The organism is Pseudomonas sp. S34, assembly GCF_009866745.1.
Taxonomy (GTDB): Bacteria; Pseudomonadota; Gammaproteobacteria; order Pseudomonadales; family Pseudomonadaceae; genus Aquipseudomonas; species Aquipseudomonas jessenii.
Map to the genome: position 1 here is coordinate 322,055 of NZ_CP019398.1, position 14,024 is coordinate 336,078.

Below are 14,024 nucleotides of genomic sequence, written 5' to 3' on the forward strand. Positions count from 1 at the left end.
TGGTGGGCGAGGGCTGAGGAACAAATGGCGTAGTACGTTTCGTACTCAGGCCAAATCAATCTAAACGCCTCCCTCCGGCTGGAAATCCAAAGAGTGTAACGATTGGGTTCCGCAGAACCCGGGAGTCGCCATCATGAAATACCTCCATACACTCCTGTTGCCCCTCACCGCTGTAGGCGTGCTGTTGTTTCCAGCGATGACACCTGCCGCCAGCCTTGAGCCCATCGACGGCCAGGGGGTGCAGGTGCAAAGCCAGGAACAAAACGGCATCACCTACCTGTCCGGCGGTATCGGCGAGGATGAGTCCAAGGCCATCCAGCAGACCACTGGCTACAACCTGCACATGACGTTCTCTGTCGGGACGGGAAATGAATACACTTCTGATGTGAATGTAGTTATTCAGAAAGCCCCGGGGCAGACCGTACTGACGCTCAATGACGCCGGTCCGCTGGTTTACGTGAAACTGCCTGCCGGCAAATATACGGTCATTGCGACGCGTAACGGCGAAACACGGCAGGACGTTGCCGATGTTGGCAATGGTGCAGCCCGTAACCTGGTTTTCCACTGGAATGATGCGAGTTAACGAGAGGCTCTGAACCCTGAGTCCTGCGACTCAGGGTTTTTCGTGATTAACACCCGCGTACGCCTGGATGAGTGCAACGCGTAAAGGGTTGGTTTCTACGCTCAGCAGCTTGATGGCCAAAGCGCAGCAGACCACGATCAACATGGGTTTGATCAACCGTGGTCCGACCCGGACAGCGGCCCGTGCACCCAATTGAGCGCCGATGAAGGCCGCCAAAGCCATGGCTATGGCTATCGGCCAGATAATCACACCTTTAGTGATAAAGACCGACAGGGAACCGAGATTGCATGAGGCGTTGGCAAGTTTGGTAAAGCTCATGGCCCGCATCATGCCCAAGCCGCAGAGCAGTACAAATCCGACAATAAAGAAAGAGCCCACACCGGGGCCGAATATACCGTCGTAAAAACCCAGGATCGGCGCAACGCTAAACGAAAAAAGCAGAACACCAATTCTCTTGCGTCGATCTTCATTGGCCAGCTTTGGAGAGAGCGCAAAATAGATGGCTACCAGAATCAGCATGATAGGCACGCAAACTTCCAGATAGCGCTTATCAATAGTGCTGACCAACAAGGCACCACTGGCGCCGCCAACAAATCCGCAGATAACCAGGAAACGGCCTTCGCGCCACTCGATCATTCCTTTGCGAGCAAAGGTTACCGTTGCCGAAACTGTTGCCGAAGCGGCCTGGAACTTGTTTGTGGCAATTGCACTGATCGGATCTACACCTGCCAGGAACAATGCAGGCAAGGTGATCAAACCGCCACCACCGGCAATCGCATCAAAAAAACCGGCGAAAAAAGCGACGAGCGCCAACATGCCAATTACATCCCAAGACATTGCATTCTCTCTTTATGGTTATTGGCCAGTAATCACATGACTGGTCGTTCAACAGCTGGTGATAAAAGAATCAGCCCTGCAGCACTAGCGGGTCGTCGGAAACAACGATGGGGCAAGAAAATTTTGAAAGTCCGAAAATACGAACCAAGACCCGTCTGTTGTCTTTGATGACATCGCGACAGTGCAGAGCCCGGATGTTATTGATGACCATGGCCGATTCCTGGTTCAGCGTGTACTCGACCGGAGTTGCTTCACCCACACCCTGGCAAAGGGCAGTGTAAGCCGCTTTCACAAAGGTCGAGGCGTTGTCATTGACCGAAAAACGATACGTGTTAAAGCGGGCTGCGAACCCTGCCTTGTCGTCGAACTCCAGAATCGAAACGTTGCGGCCATCTTCCCCTTTGCCACTGACAAAGGAGTCACTACGAGTGAACTGGAAGTTACCCGTGGTTAGTGCGAGGCAGTTGGTGACGCCAATTTTTTCGAGTATGGGAGGTAGTGGAATGACTCGCGTAGGCTCCAGGCTCGGGTTCCACAAGGCGGAAAGTATGAGCGACGATGGAGAGGGCGAGTGCCCGTCTTTCGCGTTCACGGCGCACCAGTAGGGCGCCTCTGTATGCGGGCCAAGCGCGAGGCCGGAATGGGAACTCAGTTCCTTGATGTGCGGCTCGGCAGGGATTCTGGTCAGTCCGCCGCCCTTGAAGTTGGCCACCAGTCGAACCAGTTTTCCTTCATTGTCCATGTCGTAGGCAAAGGCACTGTTACCCACCAGTTTCAACAAGATCTGATTACGGGCGGCCAGGCAAAGGACGTCGTATCGGTTTTCCAGGGATGTCTGGTCTGGTAGTGCATCTGGAGGGGTGGCGTCTGAGATTTTTTGCAGCCCTTCAAAGATCAACGCGCAAACAAGGCCTTCGGAATAGGCATCCAGCAGTTCGCATTGGTCTTTCGAAAACAGGAACGATAATTCGGTGGCTGCCAGAGAGGCTTTGGACCTGGCTCCTGGTGCTTGAGGCCCGCCGATGGCGGTCAGCTCTTTGGCCAACTTGTGCAGCAATGCTGACTGGCGGATATCAAAGCTGAAAGTCCTGATTTCTTGTTCAGTAAAAAACTCAGCAGTTTCGACGTCTGGTTGAATCACCTCAGTCATTGTCTATATCCCTGTTGTGTATCTGCTCCCGGTTATGCGGCAGCTCCTCCCCCGATTCTGCTCAATTTCATTTTCAGCGTATGTCATCCATTTCCGTTAGAGCATACGGAGTGTTCCGACAGACCCGAGAGACTGCCAGGAAGGACCGATAACCAATGTCTGAAGCTTTCGGGACTTAGCCCCGGCAACCATTACGGGTACTGGCTGGCGTGGTGACAGGAGGTGGGAATTGTTGTTTCGAGGGTGACGGGATCGGTGCTTCATCAAATCCAAGGCATAAAAAAACCCTGAATCTTGCGATTCAGGGTTTTCGGTATTTGGTGCCCAGAGACGGAATCGAACCGCCGACACGGGGATTTTCAATCCCCTGCTCTACCGACTGAGCTATCTGGGCAACGGGGCGCATTAAACGGGTTTTTCAGGGGGTCGTCAAGCAAGTTTTCAAAAAAATTTTAATTATTACCGTCGCTTACGTTCCGACCCCCGATAAATCGGGGTTATTCCGACGGCGGCACGTAGCCTTCGGCCTTGGCGTAATCCTCGCCGGAGAAGTACTTGTCCATCTCGCCCTGAAGATATTTGCGATCTTCGGCGTTCATCATGTTCAGGCGTTTTTCGTTGATCAGCAGGGTCTGGTGCTTCTGCCAGTCGGCCCAGGCCTTTTGCGAGACGTGGTCAAAAATGTCCTGGCCTTTGGCGCCCGGGAAGGGAGCGCGCTCCAGGCCTGGCAATTCTTCTTTGTACTTGCGGCACATGATGGTGCGGGTCATGACGACTCTCCTGCGTTCAATACGGCGGCCGCGCGTTCGAGCAAGGTTTTGACCGGGGCGGCAAGGCCCAGGCGCGGCGGGGTGGCGAGGTTATACCAGAGCCAGTCAGCCTCGGCCACGTGATGGCCGCTCTCCTGGACCTGAACCAGCCAGGGTTCGATGGATAACTGAAAATGGCTGAAGGTGTGCACCAGGCTTGGCAATGCCTGTTGTGTGCCCAGTTCCAGCGAGTGCTGCGATGCCAGGTGCGGCAGGTCATCGAGGTCGTCGAGTTCCGGCAGGCTCCACAAACCGCCCCACAGGCCCGTGGACGGGCGACGGTAAAGCAGGATCGCGCCTTCGGCGTTGGCGAGCATCGGCATCAGCGTGCGCTTCTGCGGGATGGCTTTGCGCGGCTTGGGGATCGGGTAGCGGGTTTCCAGGCCGAGCATGTGCGCCTCGCAGCCCTTTTCCAGCGGGCACAGCAGGCAACTCGGTTTGCTGCGGGTGCAGAGCGTCGCCCCCAGGTCCATCATCGCTTGGGTGTAGGCGTTGACGCGGGTCTGCGGCGTAAAGCGCTCAGCGTTGGCCCAGAGCTGTTTGGCGACCTTTGGCTCGCCGGGGTAGCCCTCTTGCGCGGTAAAGCGCGCCAGCACCCGTTTGACGTTGCCGTCGAGGATCGGCGCGCGCAGGCCCATGCTGATGCTGGCAATGGCGCCGGCGGTGGACAGGCCGATCCCCGGCAGATCAGTGAGTTTTTCCACGTCCCGGGGAAATTCGCCGCCGTACTGCTCGACGACGATCTTCGCGGTCTTCTGCAAATTGCGCGCGCGGGTGTAGTAACCAAGGCCCGTCCATAGGTGCAGCACTTCGTCTTCCGGCGCGGACGCCAGCGCCTGGACCGTCGGTAACGAGGCCATGAAACGGTCGAAGTAATTCAGCACGGTGCTGACCTGGGTCTGCTGCAACATGATTTCCGAGACCCACACCCGATACGGGTTGATGTCCTGCTGCCAGGGCAAATCGTGACGGCCGTGGCGGTCGAACCAGTCCAGCACCGCCGTTGAAAACTGCTCGGCTCTCATCGCTTGAACATTTCCTTGAGCGCGTCTTTCAGTTTCGGGTCGACTTTGTCGCCCCATTTCTCCTCGATTTTTTCGCTGATCCTGTCGCCAGCCTGTTTGACCGCGACCTGGCCCATGCGGTCGTTATCCAAACGGCAAGCCTTGGCGCCCAGCTCCAGCGGGCCGCGGCAACGCAGCGGCCACTCGATGCCGACAAACTTGTCGCCCACCTGGCAAGCAGGGTCCGGCATGGCGCTGGTATCGCCTTCGACGATGATGCCGACGCGGTAGTCCATGCCCAACACTCGCAGATCGATGTCACCGTCTCCGTTGACGGTCATGCCCGGGATGCGCACTTTCAGGTCCGGGTTGCTGGCCACGCCGTTACGCAAGGTCAGGTTGCCCTTGAGCTCCTGGAACGGTGTGTCCTTGCCCCGGGGCTCGCCGCTGAGGGTTTTGCGGTTGAGCGTGGCGATGCCTTTGCACAGCTGTTGCTCAAGGTTGGCGTTGAGCAGCACGCCATTGTTGATGATGAAACTGGCATTGCCGTTGAGGGTATCGATCAACGCTTTCTGGCTGTTGCCGCTGCCGGTCAGGCTGCTGTTGAGCGTGACCAGGCCTTTGACGGGCGGGTTCTTGCCCTGGCTTTCGAGGATTTTTTCCGCCGGTACCCGGCTGATCTTCGTCTGCAGGTTCAGCGCCGGCACTGGCTGGCGCACATCGAGCGTGCCGGTGGTTTCGAAGTTGCCCTCGTACAGATCGCCGCGCAGGTTGGCCAGTGTCAGCAGGCCACCCTGGCCGGTGGCCTTGAGCGCAGCGTTATGAATCGGCAATTTTTGCAGGGTCAACTGGCCGAAGGTCAGGTCGGCGTCCACATCGAGCTTGCTCAAGCGTTCCACGGGCAACAGGCGGTCGCTGCTCCAGGCGTCCTTGGTCGGCGCGGGTGGCAACGGAGTGCTGCCGGCGCCGGCCATTGCATCGGCTTCGGTGCTGGCGACTTCGGCCTGGCGCACTTGTGTCGCGCTATTGGCCTCGGCGGATTTCGGCGGCAGGTAGCGGTCGACGTTGAAGGTGTCGGCCTTGAGTGCTGCGCGCAGCGATTGCTTGGCGAAGTCTTCGACGGCAATGCGGCCGCTGAAGGTGCTGTCGTCGACTTTCAGGTTGATATTGTCGAGCGCCAGGCTGGTGGGTGTTGCAGCCAGACGGCTGACCAGTTCGACCTTGCTCAGGCTGCCTTCGGCCATGGCCGGGAGTTTCTGGCCGATGCTATCGACGAATTTCGCCAGGTCGAACTGGGCGATCGAGATGCCGCCACTGACTTGTGGGGTCTTGTCGAGGTCGTTGACCTTCAGTTCACCCAGTGCCCGCAGCTGGTTGGCGGAGATCTTGATGCCGGTCCACTCGGCGACATTGGCGGCCTTGTCCAGCACCAACTGGCCCTGGGCGGAGAACGTCATGGTCTTGCCTTGCAGCGGGTCGCCGGTCACTTCACCGGACAATTTCATGTCTTCGAGCTGATAGCGCTGCAGAGCGCGTGCGATACGCACCTCACCATTGAGCTCGGTGCGCACTCGCAATGCCGGCTGGTTGGCTGACAGGAAAGCCGTGAGCTTGAGCGGAATGTTGACGGAGTCGTGAACCGCACCGGTGCTCAACTGAATACTTTCGGCGCTGAAGCTCTTGCCGGTTCGTTCGTCGGTGTACTCGACCCGTGCGTTGTTCACGGTCAGGCTGTCGATGTCCAGGCGGATCGGCTGAGGCGGTTTTTCCGCCGCGACGCTGGCTTCGGGCGCCGGTTCGCCAGCGGCTGGCGGGGTGCTGGTCGCGCCGGTGTTGGCCGATACCGGCAGCTTGCCGACGTCTTCCCAATTGCCGTGGCCGTCCTTGTCACGGTTCAGGCGCAGGTTCAGGCCCTCGACACGTACGTCGCTCATCTGCACTTCACGGCGCAGCAGCGGCAGTACGCGTACCGACAGGCCTAGCATCTGCAAGTCGGCAAACGGTTCGGTCGGTTTGACCATGGTCGCGACACTGGCGTCGTGCAGTTCCAGGCCCAGCCACGGGAACAGGCTCCAGCCGATATCGCCATTGAGCGTCAGCTCGATGTGGGCCTTGTCGCGGGCAATCTGGCGGATCTCGTCTTTGTAGTCGTTGGGATCGAAGAGGTGGGTCAGGGCAAAGCCCAGCGCCACAATGATCAGCAACAGCCCGAGAAGTACCAGACCCAGGATTTTGCCGAACGCTTTCATGGGCGAGTCCTTGTAATTAGTCGAATTCAAAATTTAGCCGAGGAGTATAGCGCCCCCGAACAGACGACCGGTCAGTGATCACGCTGGCAGCACATCCAGTGGCAGTTTCAGCTTGGCGGCCAGCGCCTGAGCCTCCAGATGCCCGGCAGGCGCCAGCAGGCGCAGGGGCATGCCCGATTGCGCGGCCATTTTCTGGGCTTCGGCAACCAGTCGCTCGGCAACACCACGGCGACGGGTAATTTTTCGAACACATATTTGGGACAAGTGCCAGGCGTCTTGGTGCCTTTGCAACCGGGCCGCGCCCAGCAGGCGATCGTTGAAGCGTCCGGCGATCAGTGTGCCGTCGCGCAAACAGTCTTCGATCAACTGAGCGGCCCCGGAAAAAGGGGCGAACAGCCAGTCCGGGGCGTCGCAGTAGATCTTCTGCAGATCCTGCCGATCCTGGGCAGTGGCTTGGTTCAGCGGCTCGACAATGATCGGCATGGTGATTCCTGTGAGGTCATGAAGCGATAGAGATCAGATGACGTACAAAAGGTGATGTCAGCTTGGTTTTTCTGTCACTTGCAAATGGTAACCTTTGCCCGTTCGTCCGTCCTTCTGCGACCTGTTGTCGCACAACAAGGTGCTCTACAAAAAAAACGGTCATGCCTGCGTGCATAAAGGCCGGGAGTGAACTGTGGCTGGCGAACCATACAAATAATTGGGGGATACACAATGACCACGAGCATCACGGCGGACGGCTTCAGCGCCGACCAGCCTGCGTTCCTTTCCAAGGAGCGGATCATCGCCAAGCCCGGTTTCAACCGTTGGCTGGTGCCACCGGCCGCGCTGGCCATCCACTTGTGCATCGGTATGGCCTACGGTTTTTCGGTGTTCTGGTTGCCGCTGTCCAAGGCGCTGGGCATCTCCGCTCCAGTGGCCTGCGCACCGGACATGAGTTTTATCGCACAAGTCTTTTCGTCCCAGTGTGACTGGCCGATCTCGATGCTCGGCTGGATCTACACCCTGTTCTTCATCTTCCTGGGTTGCTCGGCTGCCATCTGGGGTGGCTGGCTGGAGCATGCCGGACCGCGCAAGGCCGGTGTCGTATCGGCACTGTGCTGGTGTGGCGGCCTGCTGATTTCGGCGCTGGGGGTGTATACCCACCAGATCTGGCTGATGTGGATCGGCTCCGGGGTCATTGGCGGTATCGGCCTGGGCCTGGGCTACATTTCGCCGGTGTCGACCCTGATCAAATGGTTCCCGGACAAGCGCGGAATGGCGACCGGCATGGCGATCATGGGCTTCGGCGGTGGCGCAATGGTCGGCGCCCCGCTGGCGGCGGCACTGATGGGGCATTTCGCCTCGCCAACCAGCGTCGGCGTCTGGCAGAGCTTCCTGGTGATGGCTGCCATCTACTTCGTGTTCATGATCGGTGGCGCACTGTCCTACCGCGTTCCGCCAACCGGCTGGAAGCCAGAAGGCTGGACGGCCCCGGCGAAAAAAGCCTCGAACGCGATGATCACTCATCGTCATGTTCACGTGAATGTGGCCTGGAAGACGCCGCAGTTCCGTCTGGTGTGGCTGGTGCTGTGCCTGAACGTATCGGCTGGTATCGGCATCCTCGGCATGGCGTCGCCGCTGTTGCAGGAAGTGTTCGCTGGCAAGTTGCTGGGCAATGACCTGGCGTTCGGCCAACTCGACGCTTCGCAACTGGCTTCGATCGCCGCCATCGCTGCCGGCTTCACCGGTTTGCTCAGCCTGTTCAACATCGGCGGGCGCTTCTTCTGGGCTTCGTTCTCGGATTACCTGGGCCGCAAAAACACTTACTTCGTGTTCTTCGCCCTGGGCTTTGCCCTGTACGGACTGATTCCGAACCTGGGTCACCTGGGCAGCATCGCGCTGTTCGTGGCGGCGTTCTGCATCATCCTGTCGATGTATGGCGGTGGCTTCGCGACTGTTCCGGCGTATCTGGCGGACCTGTTCGGTACGCAAATGGTCGGTGCGATTCACGGTCGTCTGCTGACGGCGTGGGCTGCTGCCGGTGTGCTCGGTCCGGTGCTGGTGAATTATCTGCGTGAATATCAACTGAGCATCGGCGTCGAGCGTGCGGCGGCTTACGACATCACCCTGTACATCCTCGCCGGCCTGCTGGTGCTGGGTTTCCTGTGCAACCTGCTGGTGCGTCCGGTGGCGGACAAGTACTTCATGACCGACGCCGAACTGGCCGCCGAACAGGCGTTGGGCCATGACAAAGGCGCCGACAGCAGCACCGTGCTGGAGTGGAAAGCCGCGCCGGGCACCAAGCCGCTGGCGGTTGCGGCGTGGCTGGTGGTGGGCATTCCGCTGGCGTGGGGTGTCTGGGTGACCTTGCAGAAGACGGCGGTGCTGTTTCACTAAGTAAAACGCATCACCCTTGTGGGAGCGGGCTTGCTCGCGAAGGCGCAGTGCCAGTCGACTTAAAGTTGCCTGAAACACCGCCTTCGCGAGCAAGCCCGCTCCCACATTTTGTTTTGTGGTGTGCCAAATGGCTTGTATGGACATGTCTATCGTCGGCCCCCCGAATTCACTCCGTCAGGGATATCACCTCTCGTGTTTCTGTTTCGGCCCCGCACGCCTATAATGGCTGCCTTTTTCGCCCAATGATTTTGCGGAGCTGGTGATGGCCGAACGTAAGGCGTCTGTCGAGCGCGACACTCTGGAAACCCAGATCAAAGCCTCGATCAACCTCGATGGCACCGGAAAGGCCCGATTCGATATCGGTGTTCCTTTTCTTGAGCACATGCTGGACCAGATCGCCCGTCACGGGCTGATCGACCTGGATATTGTCAGCAAGGGCGACCTGCATATCGATGACCACCACACGGTGGAAGACGTCGGTATCACCCTCGGCCAGGCGTTTGCCAAAGCCATCGGCGACAAAAAAGGCATCCGTCGCTACGGCCACGCCTACGTGCCGCTCGATGAAGCGCTGTCGCGGGTTGTGATCGACTTCTCCGGCCGTCCAGGCCTGCAGATGCATGTTCCGTACACCCGCGCCACCGTCGGCGGCTTCGACGTTGACCTGTTCCAGGAATTCTTCCAGGGCTTCGTCAACCATGCATTGGTCAGCCTGCACATCGACAACCTGCGTGGCACCAACACCCACCACCAGATCGAAACCGTGTTCAAGGCTTTCGGCCGCGCTCTGCGCATGGCCGTCGAGCTCGATGACCGCATGGCCGGGCAAATGCCATCGACCAAGGGCGTCCTGTAATGCAGACAGTCGCGGTTATCGATTACGGCATGGGCAACCTGCACTCGGTGGCCAAGGCCCTCGAGCACGTCGGTGCCGGCAAGGTGCTGATCACCAGTGATGCCAATGTGATTCGCGAGGCCGACCGGGTGGTTTTCCCCGGCGTTGGCGCGATTCGCGATTGCATGGCGGAGATCCGTCGCCTCGGCTTCGATTCGCTGGTGCGTGAAGTCAGCCAGGACCGTCCGTTCCTTGGCATCTGCGTGGGCATGCAAGCCTTGCTCGACACCAGCGAAGAGAACGACGGTGTCGACTGCATCGGCCTGTTCCCGGGCGCGGTGAAGTTCTTCGGCAAAGACCTGCATGAAGACGGCGAACACCTGAAAGTCCCGCACATGGGCTGGAACGAAGTGAAGCAGAAGGTCAGTCACCCGCTGTGGCACGACATTCCGGACCTGGCGCGGTTCTACTTCGTGCACAGCTACTACATCGCTGCCGCCAACGCGCGGCAGGTGGTGGGTGGCGGTCACTACGGTGTCGATTTCGCCGCGGCGCTGGCCGAAGGCTCGCGTTTCGCCGTGCAGTTCCACCCGGAGAAAAGCCATACCCATGGCCTGCAGTTGCTGCAGAACTTCGCTGCGTGGGACGGTCGCTGGTAAATGGCCGTCAAGAAGAAGCCGCCGATTCTGACCCTCACTCCGGAACAGGAGAGCGAGGTCAATCGCAAGATCAAGCGTTTCATGGAAGACCGCTTTGAGCTCGACCTCGGTTCGTTCGAGGCGGCGGAGATTCTTGAGCTGTTTACCCGTGAAATTGCTCCGCACTATTACAACAGGGCGATTTTCGATGTGCAGGCGCACCTCAAAGAGAGGTTCGAAAGCATCGAAAGCGACCTGTGGGCGCTCGAGAAAAACTGATTTCCGAGCCAAGCTGAACATTCAAATTTGAAGGTTTGCCAGATGCTGATTATTCCCGCTATCGATCTTAAAGACGGTGCCTGTGTTCGTCTGCGCCAGGGCCGCATGGAAGATTCCACAGTGTTCTCCGATGACCCGGTGAGCATGGCAGCCAAGTGGGTGGAGGGCGGTTGCCGTCGTCTGCATCTGGTCGACCTGAACGGCGCCTTCGAAGGCCAGCCGGTCAACGGCGAAGTGGTCACCGCCATCGCCAAGCGCTACCCGAACCTGCCGATCCAGATCGGCGGCGGTATCCGTTCCCTGGAAACCATCGAGCACTACGTGAAAGCGGGCGTTAGCTACGTGATCATCGGCACCAAGGCCGTGAAAGATCCGGCCTTTGTTGCAGAAGCCTGCCGCGCGTTCCCGGGCAAAATCATCGTGGGTCTGGATGCCAAAGACGGTTTTGTCGCCACTGACGGCTGGGCTGAAATCAGCACCATCCAGGTGATCGACCTGGCCAAGCAGTTCGAAGCCGACGGCGTGTCTTCGATCGTTTATACCGACATCGCCAAAGACGGCATGATGCAGGGCTGCAACGTACCGTTCACCGCGGCACTGGCTGCTGCAACAAAGATCCCGGTGATCGCTTCCGGCGGCATCCACAACCTGGGTGACATCAAGACCCTGCTCGACGCCAAGGCGCCAGGCATCATCGGTGCGATCACAGGCCGTGCGATCTACGAAGGCACCCTCGATGTCGCTGAAGCGCAAGCTTTCTGCGATTCGTACAAAGGCTGAGGACTGATCATGGCGCTGGCCAAACGCATCATCCCTTGCCTGGACGTGGACAACGGCCGGGTGGTCAAGGGTGTGAAATTCGAAAACATCCGCGACGCCGGTGACCCGGTGGAAATTGCTCGTCGCTACGACGAGCAGGGCGCCGACGAGATTACCTTTCTCGACATCACCGCCAGCGTCGATGGCCGCGACACCACGCTGCACACCGTCGAGCGCATGGCCAGCCAGGTGTTCATCCCGCTGACCGTGGGCGGCGGCGTGCGCACCGTGCAGGATATCCGCAACCTGCTCAATGCCGGCGCGGACAAGGTCTCGATAAACACCGCCGCAGTGTTCAACCCGGAATTTGTCGGCGAAGCCGCGCAGCATTTCGGTTCGCAATGCATCGTGGTGGCTATCGACGCGAAGAAGGTTTCCGGACCGGGCGAAACCCCGCGCTGGGAAATCTTCACCCATGGCGGTCGCAAACCAACCGGTCTCGACGCCGTTGAGTGGGCGAAGAAAATGGAAGGCCTGGGCGCCGGCGAAATCCTGCTGACCAGCATGGACCAGGACGGCATGAAAAACGGCTTTGACCTGGGCGTCACCCGCGCCATCAGTGATGCACTGGGCATTCCGGTGATCGCTTCCGGCGGTGTCGGTAACCTGCAACACCTGGCCGACGGCATTATCGAAGGCCACGCCAGTGCGGTTCTGGCGGCGAGTATTTTCCACTTCGGCGAATACACCGTGCAGGAAGCCAAGGCCTATATGGCCCATCGCGGAATCGTGATGCGTTAAACAAACCGGTACAGGCCATGGATTTCGGTAGCCAGACATGCTTAAACGCTTTCTTATCGTCCTTGCCAGCGCTTCTCTGTTGTTGATCAACGGAGCAAACGCTAAAGACAGCCCCGATACCGACCTGGTGTTGCTGACGGAAAATTTCCCGCCGTACAACATGGCGAAGAACGGCAAGAACTTCGCTCAGGACGAGAACATCGATGGCATCGCCACCGATATCGTCCGCGAGATATTCAAGCGCGCCGACATCACCTACAGCCTGACGTTACGTTTCCCTTGGGAGCGAATCTACAAACTCACCCTGGAAAAACCCGGTTACGGCGTATTCGTCATGGCGCGCCTGCCCGATCGCGAAAAACTCTTCAAATGGGTCGGCCCGATTGGCCCGGACGACTGGATCATGCTGGCCAAGGCTGACAGCAAGATCACCCTCGAAACCTTGAATGACGCGCGCAAATACAAGATCGGCGCCTACAAGGGCGACGCCATTGCCGAGACGCTGGCCAAGCAGGGACTCAATCCGATTGTTGTACTGCGCGACCAGGACAACGCGAAAAAACTGGTCAACGGGCAGATCGACCTGTGGGCCACTGGTGACCCCGCCGGGCGCTATCTGGCGCGCCAGGAAGGGGTTAACGGGTTGAAAACCGTATTGCGTTTCAACAGTGCCGAACTGTACCTGGCACTGAACAAGGACGTGCCGGACGAGACGGTTGCCAAGCTCCAGGCGGCGCTGGATCAGATGCGCAAGGAAGGTCGGGTGGACGAGATAATGGCGCAGTATCTGTAGCGATCCTGCACATACCAATGTGGGAGCGGGCTTGCTCGCGAAAGCGGCGTACCAGGGAACAATGATGTTGACTGACACGACGCCTTCGCGAGCAAGCCCGCTCCCACATTTTTGTTCTGCGGTGCGCAGACTCAGCGATATATCCCATCCTTGCCATGCGCCGCAGTCGCCCGGTTTCCGCGCACACTGATCATCTGCCGGATATCAATCCACTCGATCCCCTGAGCCTTGAGCTTGGGCAGTTCGCGTTCCAGTACCGCCAGCGTCTGTGGATACGGATGCCCGATCATCACCGCCGAACCCTGCTTGTGCGCGAGGCTGATCGCGGTCTGCAACTGGGTCAAAATCGCTGCTTCAGTACGCTCATCGTCGAGAAATACATCCCGTGAAACGCTCGCCAAACCGATCTTCTGCGCTTGGGCAGCGGCTACGGTCTGGGCGCTGGTGCGGCTGTCGACGAAGAACTTGTGCCGTCGCTGCAAGGCCGCCATCAGCCAGGCCATGGCCGTTGGTTGTGCGGTCATGCGGCTACCCATGTGGTTGTTGATGCCGCTGGTGTACGGGACCATTTTGAACGCGGCGTTCAGGCGTTTTTCCAGCTCATCGACGGGCAGTTCGGGATGCCAGGCGAACGGTCCGGTGGCCGGATCCATGGGCATGTGCAGAATGACGATCTTGCCGGCGCGATGGGCTTCGCGGGCGAATTCGGTGGCGTGGGGTGTATCGGGCATGATCGCCGCAGTCACCGGGCCGGGCAGGGCCAGCACGCGGCGATCCCGGGGCAGGTTCTGCCCCAGGTCATCGATGATCAGGCTCAGGTAGGCTTTGTGGGACGTCGATCCGGCGGGTTCTGCATGAGCAAGACCCGCCAGACAACACAACAGTCCGATCAGCAACCGCAGAAACAT

Annotated in this window: 15 protein-coding genes and 1 tRNA gene; 8 read left to right on the forward strand and 8 right to left on the reverse strand. The window is 59.0% G+C overall.

Annotation, left to right across the window (positions count from 1 at the left end; genetic code table 11):
• Nucleotides 1-133: 133 nt before the first annotated feature.
• Nucleotides 134-583 carry a carboxypeptidase regulatory-like domain-containing protein gene (locus PspS34_RS01410; RefSeq protein ID WP_154861224.1) on the forward strand — a complete coding sequence of 150 codons (450 nt, stop codon included), beginning with the start codon at nucleotides 134-136 and terminating at the stop codon, nucleotides 581-583.
• A 30-nt stretch (nucleotides 584-613) separates the two neighbouring features.
• Here the strand turns inward: PspS34_RS01410 and PspS34_RS01415 are convergent, their stop codons facing one another.
• From PspS34_RS01415 to PspS34_RS01445, 7 genes are all read right to left on the reverse strand, one after another.
• Entirely contained in the window at nucleotides 614-1,420 is an 807-nt protein-coding gene (locus tag PspS34_RS01415; protein ID WP_154861223.1) for a TSUP family transporter, read from the reverse strand.
• Nucleotides 1,421-1,490: 70 nt separating this feature from the next.
• Nucleotides 1,491-2,570: a hypothetical protein gene (locus PspS34_RS01420; RefSeq protein ID WP_154861222.1), complete on the reverse strand. Its 1,080-nt coding sequence runs from the start codon at nucleotides 2,568-2,570 to the stop codon at nucleotides 1,491-1,493.
• Nucleotides 2,571-2,888: 318 nt separating this feature from the next.
• Nucleotides 2,889-2,964, reverse strand: a tRNA-Phe gene (locus PspS34_RS01425).
• A gap of 103 nt (nucleotides 2,965-3,067) precedes the next feature.
• Nucleotides 3,068-3,340: an oxidative damage protection protein gene (locus PspS34_RS01430; protein ID WP_007989188.1), complete on the reverse strand. Its 273-nt coding sequence runs from the start codon at nucleotides 3,338-3,340 to the stop codon at nucleotides 3,068-3,070.
• Nucleotides 3,337-4,404 (reverse strand): A/G-specific adenine glycosylase, encoded by a 1,068-nt coding sequence (mutY, locus tag PspS34_RS01435; RefSeq protein ID WP_150812006.1) that lies wholly within the window; start codon nucleotides 4,402-4,404, stop codon nucleotides 3,337-3,339. The genes PspS34_RS01430 and mutY overlap by 4 nt, the downstream gene beginning before the upstream one ends.
• Nucleotides 4,401-6,632 carry an AsmA family protein gene (locus PspS34_RS01440; protein WP_154861221.1) on the reverse strand — a complete coding sequence of 744 codons (2,232 nt, stop codon included), beginning with the start codon at nucleotides 6,630-6,632 and terminating at the stop codon, nucleotides 4,401-4,403. Before PspS34_RS01440 ends, mutY begins: the two co-directional genes overlap by 4 nt.
• 78 nt (nucleotides 6,633-6,710) lie before the next feature.
• Nucleotides 6,711-7,115 (reverse strand): acetyl-CoA sensor PanZ family protein, encoded by a 405-nt coding sequence (locus tag PspS34_RS01445; protein WP_057712414.1) that lies wholly within the window; start codon nucleotides 7,113-7,115, stop codon nucleotides 6,711-6,713.
• A 231-nt stretch (nucleotides 7,116-7,346) separates the two neighbouring features.
• On the opposite strand from PspS34_RS01445, the gene PspS34_RS01450 reads away from it, so the two are divergent.
• The 7 genes from PspS34_RS01450 to PspS34_RS01480 all read left to right on the forward strand — a co-directional run bounded on the left by PspS34_RS01450 (nucleotide 7,347) and on the right by PspS34_RS01480 (nucleotide 13,116).
• Complete coding sequence (locus PspS34_RS01450) at nucleotides 7,347-9,011, forward strand: OFA family MFS transporter (protein ID WP_154861220.1); 1,665 nt, start codon at nucleotides 7,347-7,349, stop codon at nucleotides 9,009-9,011.
• Nucleotides 9,012-9,273: 262 nt separating this feature from the next.
• Complete coding sequence (gene hisB / locus PspS34_RS01455) at nucleotides 9,274-9,867, forward strand: imidazoleglycerol-phosphate dehydratase HisB (protein WP_003218037.1); 594 nt, start codon at nucleotides 9,274-9,276, stop codon at nucleotides 9,865-9,867.
• The gene (gene hisH / locus PspS34_RS01460) at nucleotides 9,867-10,505 is read left to right on the forward strand and encodes an imidazole glycerol phosphate synthase subunit HisH (RefSeq protein WP_057712412.1); all 639 of its coding nucleotides are present in this window, start codon (nucleotides 9,867-9,869) and stop codon (nucleotides 10,503-10,505) included. The genes hisB and hisH overlap by 1 nt, the downstream gene beginning before the upstream one ends.
• Entirely contained in the window at nucleotides 10,506-10,763 is a 258-nt protein-coding gene (locus tag PspS34_RS01465; protein ID WP_154861219.1) for a DUF2164 domain-containing protein, read from the forward strand.
• 42 nt (nucleotides 10,764-10,805) lie between these two features.
• The gene (hisA, locus tag PspS34_RS01470) at nucleotides 10,806-11,543 is read left to right on the forward strand and encodes a 1-(5-phosphoribosyl)-5-[(5-phosphoribosylamino)methylideneamino]imidazole-4-carboxamide isomerase (RefSeq protein WP_027617356.1); all 738 of its coding nucleotides are present in this window, start codon (nucleotides 10,806-10,808) and stop codon (nucleotides 11,541-11,543) included.
• Between the two features lie 9 nt (nucleotides 11,544-11,552).
• Nucleotides 11,553-12,323, forward strand: a complete 771-nt coding sequence (gene hisF / locus PspS34_RS01475) for an imidazole glycerol phosphate synthase subunit HisF (RefSeq protein ID WP_007972752.1) — start codon at nucleotides 11,553-11,555, stop codon at nucleotides 12,321-12,323.
• Between the two features lie 37 nt (nucleotides 12,324-12,360).
• A complete protein-coding gene (locus PspS34_RS01480; protein WP_150812002.1) occupies nucleotides 12,361-13,116 on the forward strand; it encodes an ABC transporter substrate-binding protein in 756 nt (251 codons plus the stop codon).
• A 131-nt stretch (nucleotides 13,117-13,247) separates the two neighbouring features.
• Here PspS34_RS01480 and PspS34_RS01485 read toward each other — a convergent pair whose 3' ends face one another.
• A complete protein-coding gene (locus PspS34_RS01485; RefSeq protein WP_154861218.1) occupies nucleotides 13,248-14,024 on the reverse strand; it encodes a divergent polysaccharide deacetylase family protein in 777 nt (258 codons plus the stop codon).